This is a genomic window from Bacillus sp. AY2-1 (assembly GCF_008368965.1).
Classification (GTDB): Bacteria; Bacillota; Bacilli; order Bacillales; family Bacillaceae_G; genus Bacillus_A; species Bacillus_A thuringiensis_S.
In genome coordinates this window covers 1-8,206 of record NZ_QPEL01000125.1, presented here as the reverse complement: position 1 = coordinate 8,206, position 8,206 = coordinate 1, and the positions used below count along the sequence as shown (strand labels likewise).

The following is an 8,206-nucleotide window of genomic DNA, read 5'->3' as shown; positions in this document are numbered from 1 at the left end:
CTTTATTTTTAATATATTCTTTTGAAACAGTCCCCTCCACATAAGAAGTTTCATTTTTATATTCATCAGAAAAATCATCCATTAGTAATTTCATAATATGTTTGTCAATTATCTCTTTATCTGATAGGCCATCAACAAAAACGATCCCAGCCTGAATATCTGTGCGTCCAATATTAAACTTCCGAAAGCGAACATCAGAATTATGTCCGATTTGTTGCTTTATAAGTTCTAAGTTAGAGGCAAAATCATTTGTGAAATGAACGATTGCATTTTGAGAAGGTTTATGCTCTTGTTTCGTTTTACTTTGAATATTATTTTTTTCACTTGTTTGTCTCTTGACTTCCACCAACTCATTCTTCCCACTCTTTCTCTGACATACGAACCCAATGAAAAACTCTTGAGATAGTATACGGAATTAAAAACAAGATAAAAGCTTGTACAAAGACTTTCCAATCTGGAAGATAAGAAGTAATTATGTTCCACATTTTTATCACCCAATTTATATACTCTGCTAGGATTGAGATTTCTAAAAAACGATATGTACTTAATAAAAAATAACGATAAGATTAAAGAGCAGAAAAGCGAGACATTATGCTTATTTAGTACCAATAACCTAATTAGTATAAAAACATTTCTGACCTAAAATACCATTTCCAATTATAATTTGTTAAATATTATCTCCTTTTCCGTTATTTATATGCCCGCATTTGAATTTCAAATAATATAAGGATCAATGATATTTCCTCTTAAAGAAAAAAAGATGCTAGAAGATAGCATCTTTTTTTAAATTCAACTTACTATGTATTTATATTTTATTGTGAAAATACTCGTTTTTTTTAATGAATATTAATGTTTAAAAAAATAAAAAATACATATTCTTTTGTTCTAAGTTCATACACTTCTACCGAATCGATACGGAATTTTCTGATTTTAAAATCAATATGAAATAAAGGAAAATACTCTCTTAGAAAAACTATATAAAACAAATAACATGAAAACAATTATCAATCTAGCAATTGAAAATAATAATTAGCAAGAGTTTATCATCTTAACTCCAGGTGTATTCGTTTTGCTTCAAAATAAAGAACTTGAATAAATTTTTTCGTATCAATACGAGCAGGTAATGTTGGTTCATTATTCAATTCTGTCATCTTTCTCCTTACGGTAGTAAAATCAAAAAATCTAGAAGCATAATTTTCGAACTTCGGGTTTAAAAAATCAGTAAGTCCAAGGGATGCTAAATGGTTTAATGATTGATAAATAGCTCTCCGAATCCGTTGTTTGGAAGCTTCTATGAACCTTTTTAATTCGGCATCTTCAGCTGAATCCCCAAGTTTTTTTTGAGCCAAATTCATAAAAATCTCTTTTAGTGAGGGAAAGCCTTGTTCCAACGTGTTATCTTGTTCATATTTATATAAATAATCTAGCATATCCATTAAATCTTTACTTCCACTTTCACTGGCTATTCCTAATTCAGACAAAAGAAAATGAATGGAATTTTGAAAATGATTGAAAGTATTTAAATGTTTTTCATTACGGTATTTTTCTTGCACACTTGAATTACTATCCAATTTTAGTACCATATTAAGCGATTCTTGAATGTTTTTTATTGATTTTTCCAAACGAATTCGTTCAATGACTTTCCGAACAACTGTTAATACTTCAATCCGGTTAATTGGCTTAATAATATAGTATTCAACACCAAGCGAATAAGCTTCAGCAATTAATTCTTTTGATTCTACTTGAGAGACCATGATGATTTTCCCTTTAAACGAAGGCTTTATTTGACGAATTGTTTTTATTCCATCTTGATTCGGCATTAACAAATCGATAAATAAAATGTCTATATTTTTAAGGATTACCATTTGTTGCTCTAAAGATAAACCATCCTCAGCTTCTCCTATAACCTCCCCAAGATCTTCATCCTCGATAATTTGAGCCAACATTGAGCGAACCGCTTTTTCATCATCTACTATATAAAAATACATAGAATCACCCTTTCGAAATTATATGATCAATCCCTAATCTAATTATAAAAATTGATCCTTTTCCTTCGGTTCTGTCCTCAAGCGTAACATCACCTTCAAGTTGTGCGACCATTTCTTTAACATACGATAATCCGATACCTGTCGATGGATTGCCTAAATCATCATATTTAGAAGTAAACCCAGGCTCAAAAATTGAATCTTTATATTTTGAAGAAATACCAGGACCATTATCGCCTATTTGAAATTCAACAAAATGGTGGTCTTTATTAATGTCAATTGTGATGGTTCCCATACCTTGGATAGCTTCTACAGCGTTTGTAACGATATTATTTATAATAGATAAGATTGTATAAATATGATAATGAGGATGCACACCATCAATTTTATACACAAATTGGATATCTTTCTCTAACAACTGTGCATATTTCGTATTTGCCCGTATAATGATATTTACTAGTTCATGTACAGACATATAATCTGTAAAACTTTCATCAGAAATTAGTTTTGAAAGTCCCGCAAAAATACGTTGGTTATCCTTTTTAACGTCATGGACCTCACCAGCAATTTGTAATGCCTGTTGCCTTAAATCCTCAAACTGAAAATCCATCTGTTTATGCTCAAAAGAGTCTAAAGTTTTATATAAATCATAGGATTTTTTTGTTATATTCTCAGCATCTTGTAATGTTTTTTTTAAATGAACAGCATCTTCATATAAATTAGAGATGAGCATGAGCATATGTTCATTTTGTTTCTTTATATGTCGCTCCCTTGATTGTGCTTCATACAATTTCATCATATTGAAAAAGCTTAGAACTATAAAACTATGGGAACATGCGATAACAATGATCTCATTTATTGCCTCGGATGTGATCGATGTTTTTAATACGAAATATTGAATCATTAATTCCACACAGTCTGACAGTATTTCAATCATGCAACCAATAAAACCAATCATTAGTGGTTGATGATAAAAACGTTTGATTTTTGCTAAATGAAAGAGATACGAATAAGTAAAATAAAAGAAAAAACTAGGATAGTGAGTATGAAAAGCGGCTAGCCAATCCATATTTTCCTTTATAATGACATCCATTGAGATACGAAATACTACCACGACTATCGCTGTTAAAAAACCCGGTAAAAATGCTGGAACTCGTCGAAACAATAATAAAAAAAAGAAAAATGTTGGTGCACCAAAGCTCATTCTAAATGTTTCATTTAAGGGAAATGACTTTATTTCACCTACTAAGGGTACTGTAAGTATCATTAAAACGAGAATATAGATGTCTTTTTTTACTAAATTACTAAGATTCAAAATAATCACTTCTCACTTTCGCCTAACAGTCAGTATACAAACCTATTTGCATTAATACAATACTTACTCTATTTTTTTCAAAAACTGATAAATAAGTTATAAACGAAAGCATTATAGATTGTGAGTATTCATTACACTCTTCTACTTTAGAAAGATACTTTATAACTCAAAAATGTTCAGACACAATATAAGGTCTGAACACTTTTGGACTCGCTCTAACACCAAAATATCTGTGCTCCTTTTTAAAATATACTTAAATCCCATTCTTTTGCAATATGTTCTAACAACATAATTCCTGGTAAACTATTCCCATACTCATCAATGGCTGGTCCGTAAATACCAATACCACATCCATCTTGAAACGATAAATCCTTCCTAGATTTTGAGGGAACAAGTGTCATAATTCCGCCGGATACCCCACTCTTAGCTGGTAATCCAATGAAAGCAGCAAATTTTCCAGAAGCGTTGTACATTCCACAAGTAAGCATTAAAGCTTTTGTTAACCTAGCTACTTCTTTAGGGAGCACTTGTTCTTTGCGAATAGGATGATATCCATCATGTGCTAGTATAAGCCCTATTAAGGCAATATCTTCTGTATTTATTTCAATCGAACATTGTTTTAAGTAAACCTCTAGTGTCTCCTCCACATCTGATTCTAGAAAACCATTCTCCTTTAAATAGTATGCTAATGCTCTATTACGATGAGCCGTTTCCCATTCTGATTGAAATACTATTTCATTAATAGCGGGACGCTTCTCTATCATTTTTTCAATTAATACGTATAGAGATTCTAATTTTTCTTGCACCGATGTCCCTGGCAAAAGTGAAGCTATCGTAATCGCTCCAGCATTGATCATAGGATTAAAAGGTTTTCCTGGTTTATGTATCTCTAAACGAATAATTGAATTAAAGGCATCTCCAGTTGGCTCTACGTCAACTCGTTCTAATACATAAGAAATACCGCGACTTAAACAAGCGGCTATAAAACCGATTACTTTTGATATACTTTGTAATGTGAAAGGTATCTCCCAATCTCCTGATTTTATCATTGTTCCATCTGGCTTTACTATACAAATACCTAACTGCGATACATTTATTTCCCCCAGAGCGGGAATATAACTGGCGCTTCGTCCCTTAGCTGCATACGCTCGATAATGAGCTACCCATTGATCTAAGCAAACTTTTTCTTGCCCCTCAACTTGAACGCTAGAATCCTTTATCATTTAATAATATTCCCCCGTACTATTAACTTTATATAGAATGATTTTTTCTTTACTATAATCAATAATATTTGCACTAGAACCAAGAAAAATATTCAGACATATTGCAGTCTGAATATCCTTCTTATTACACACTTTTCTTTTTTGAAGTTTTCTCATAACTATCCCAACATTCAATATTTTCAAGTCCTTTAATGTTTTCTTTATAAAAAATAGGATCTTTACCAGCTTTTTTCTGGTTTATATAATCTTGTAACGCCGCAAATGCTACTTTTGAAAGTAAGGTAATAGCAATTAAATTAATAATAACCATAAAGCCCATAAATAAGTCCGCTAAATCCCATACAATTTGAATCTTTGCAACAGAACCAAATACAATCATAGCCAACACACTTATTCTGTATATCATTAACCACACTTTACTTGTATGTAAGAAGCGAATGTTTGTTTCACCATAATAATAGTTGCCAATTAACGCACCAAATCCAAATAAAAAAACAAAGATAGCAAGACAACCCGATGCCCAAGGGCCTATGTGTTCACTTAATGCTGCTTGTGTAAGTGCAATACCATTTAACCCCGGTTGTTTATATGCATCAGACAGCAAAATAATAAAGGCGGTGCTAGTACAAATGATTAGTGTATCCGTTAATACACCAAATGCTTGAATCAGTCCTTGTTTCACCGGATGACTTGTTGTTGCTGTTGCAGCAACGTTTGGTGCACTTCCCATACCAGCTTCATTTGAGAATAAACCGCGTTTAACTCCATTCATAAGTGCTGCACCAATTGAACCGCCTGCTATTTGTTTAAAACCAAATGCGTTTTGAACAATAAGAGAAAGAACTTCCGGCATTTTTGATATGTTGGTAACTACAACAAATAATGCAACTCCAATGTATAATACCGCTAAAAATACCACCTTGTATTCAGCCATTTTTGCAATACGTTGTACACCACCAAAAATAATCGCAGCGAAAGCAATGGCCATGATTATCCCAACTGTTAGACGATCTGTACCAAATGAGTTTTGAAAAGCAATTGTAACTGTATTTGATTGTACTGAATTGAATACAAGTCCAAAAGTAATTGTGATTAAAATAGAGAATAATACTCCCATCCAACGTTTATTCAACCCTTTTTCCATATAATAGGATGGACCACCGCGGAAACCAGTTTTATCTTTTACTTTATATATCTGTGCTAATGTGCTTTCGACAAAACTAGATGCCGAGCTAATAATAGAAATAATCCACATCCAAAATACAGCTCCAGGACCACCTAATGCAATTGCAATCGCAATTCCTGTAATATTCCCTGTCCCAACGCGGGCTGCCATACCAATACAAAACGCTTGAAAAGGAGAGATTTGATCTTTAGAACCACTTTTCCCCTCCATTAATACACGGACCATCTCTTTTAACATTCGAAACTGTACAAAATTCAATTTAAATGTAAAATAAATTCCGCAAATAACAAGCATAATAATTAACAATTTAGACCATAAAAAATCATTTGTTGATCCGACTAACTCTACAAAAAACCTTTCCATATCATCACTCCACGCCAAAATTTATATATTATAATTTATATAAAATCACCTATATTTCCTGGTATAAATACCTCTTTCATATTCAAATACAACAAGGATAAAAATTTTCTATATTAATCGGATTGGCCTGTTTAAGCAAACAGCACAACATGTAACCGTAAAACTGAAATTTTGAAGTACTTAACGCTTATACAAACGGATGCTCTACCCCTTTCTGCAAACTAATATTTTTATCCACTAACATTGTTGTACTATTATGTTTGTTTCGTTTACCGGTGATTTAAATCATAAAATCAATAGTGATTAACTGGTTATTTGTTAATTTTCTCAAGAACATGGAAATATCTCCTTTCTCACTACTAATCTCAAAAATAGGCTAGATAAAAAATTTATAGAAAAACTATGAAGCGCTTTCAATCTTCAACTAAGAGAAGCTTGTCTTTAATTTATAATTAAAAGTACAGAATGTTACGAAAAAGTACAGATTTTTATAAAAACAAAAAAATATTTTAAGATTTTTCATCTAAAAAAACAGTGAGATTTTGTGAATTTTATACAGTATCCAAACGTCGCGGATGCTGTTCTACCTAACCTCTGACAAGCCTCTATTTTCTTCATAAAAACATGCATATTTTTTCTCTTTTAGAAGTTCACATAAAGTATTTGAAATCAAGAATCAATGGAATATTATAAGAATATTAAAAAAATAAAACATTTAATTTATTTATGTTATCATACAAAAAACATTTGTTTTCTCAATTAATCCCCCTAGTTGGATTCGTCTATATTGCACATATTTACAACATGAAAGACACTAAGAAAAAAAGATTTTGTTGAAGGGATGAAACATTACAAAACTCTTATTTAGGACCTTATGACATCCTCTTTTCTAGCAATATCGAGTTATCCCAAAAAACGTATATTTACTAACATAGATTACAGGTGGTGTATTGTGAAAGAAATAGTATTCGTTCAAAATAAAAAAAGACTCCTTATGAAATTCGAATTTTTAAAAAAGGATTTAGTGCTTACCATTTCACTGATACTAGCAATTGTAAGCTGCTTAATACATTCGCCAAAGATCGAATATATTAACTTTGAAGTGTTAATTAGCTTATTTAATCTGATGGTAGCCATTAAGGCCTTGGAACAGCTAAAGATATTAGACAAACTTGCCGTTGCGATTTTAAATAAATGCAATAACAGCAGGTCAATATCTATTATTCTAATTTTGTTATGCTTTATTTGCTCCATGTTTGTAACAAATGATGTTGCTCTCCTCACTTTTGTACCAATAACACTTGTCATTAGTAAAAAAACACAAATGAACATGATGGATACAATCATCCTGCAGACAATTGCAGCAAACATCGGTAGTAGCTTGATGCCTATGGGAAACCCACAAAATTTATACCTATATTCTTACTATGGAATTAAGCTCATCCCATTTTTAGGTTCAATTCTGCTTTTAGCTGTACTTGGAATTAGTTTATTATTTATATTTACTCAAAAACTTCAAAAAACAGATTTGAAAATAGAACTACCTGTTATTACCGTGAAAAATCGAAAAAAAGCTACCGTCTGGATTTTGATACTTATTACTATCATTGCATCTATTTTTGGTGTTATTAATTATTACATCGCGCTAATAGTCACACTGATAGCAGCATTTACGTTAGATAGAAACTTACTATTTAAGATCGATTACTTTCTTCTAATAACCTTTGTCTGTTTTTTTATTTTTATCGGAAACATTTCCCATTCCGATGCACTGGGGACATTTGCTCGCGCTAATTTAAGAGGAGATACTTCAGTCTTCTTTAGTTCCATATTTTTGAGTCAATTGATTAGCAATTTTCCTACTTCAATTCTTCTATCAAACTTTACTTCTGATTGGAAAGCTTTATTACTAGGAGTAAATATTGGAGGGCTTGGAACAATTATCGCATCTTTAGCCAGTGTAATCTCCTATAAACTATTCATTCAGGCCAATGTTAAAGAGAGTAAGGCATATTTAATTAAATTTAGCATTTACAACTTTTCATTTTTAATCATACTTACATGTATACAATACTTTATCTTTAAATTTCTAAAAATTTTTTAAAAAATTGATTCCTATATTAAAACCCAAATT

The 8,206-nt window shown here is 31.4% G+C and carries 5 protein-coding genes and 1 pseudogene; 1 reads left to right on the top strand and 5 read right to left on the bottom strand.

The window, feature by feature from the left end:
• The 5 genes and pseudogenes from DN403_RS23945 to DN403_RS23925 all read right to left on the bottom strand — a co-directional run.
• Window positions 1-354, bottom strand: a pseudogene (locus DN403_RS23945) (spore germination protein); the annotation flags it as partial.
• Between the two features lie 689 nt (window positions 355-1,043).
• On the bottom strand, window positions 1,044-1,988 hold the full coding sequence (locus DN403_RS23940) for a response regulator (protein ID WP_000274088.1): 945 nt from the start codon (window positions 1,986-1,988) through the stop codon (window positions 1,044-1,046).
• 4 nt (window positions 1,989-1,992) lie between these two features.
• The gene (locus DN403_RS23935; RefSeq protein ID WP_003261227.1) at window positions 1,993-3,309 is read right to left on the bottom strand and encodes a sensor histidine kinase; all 1,317 of its coding nucleotides are present in this window, start codon (window positions 3,307-3,309) and stop codon (window positions 1,993-1,995) included.
• Window positions 3,310-3,542: 233 nt separating this feature from the next.
• Window positions 3,543-4,523, bottom strand: coding sequence for a glutaminase GlsA (gene glsA, locus DN403_RS23930; protein ID WP_000588648.1), 981 nt, complete (start codon window positions 4,521-4,523; stop codon window positions 3,543-3,545).
• Between the two features lie 124 nt (window positions 4,524-4,647).
• Complete coding sequence (locus tag DN403_RS23925) at window positions 4,648-6,072, bottom strand: alanine/glycine:cation symporter family protein (RefSeq protein ID WP_000439283.1); 1,425 nt, start codon at window positions 6,070-6,072, stop codon at window positions 4,648-4,650.
• A gap of 952 nt (window positions 6,073-7,024) precedes the next feature.
• On the opposite strand from DN403_RS23925, the gene DN403_RS23920 reads away from it, so the two are divergent.
• Window positions 7,025-8,176, top strand: coding sequence for an anion transporter (locus DN403_RS23920; RefSeq protein WP_000659287.1), 1,152 nt, complete (start codon window positions 7,025-7,027; stop codon window positions 8,174-8,176).
• Window positions 8,177-8,206 lie beyond the last annotated feature (30 nt).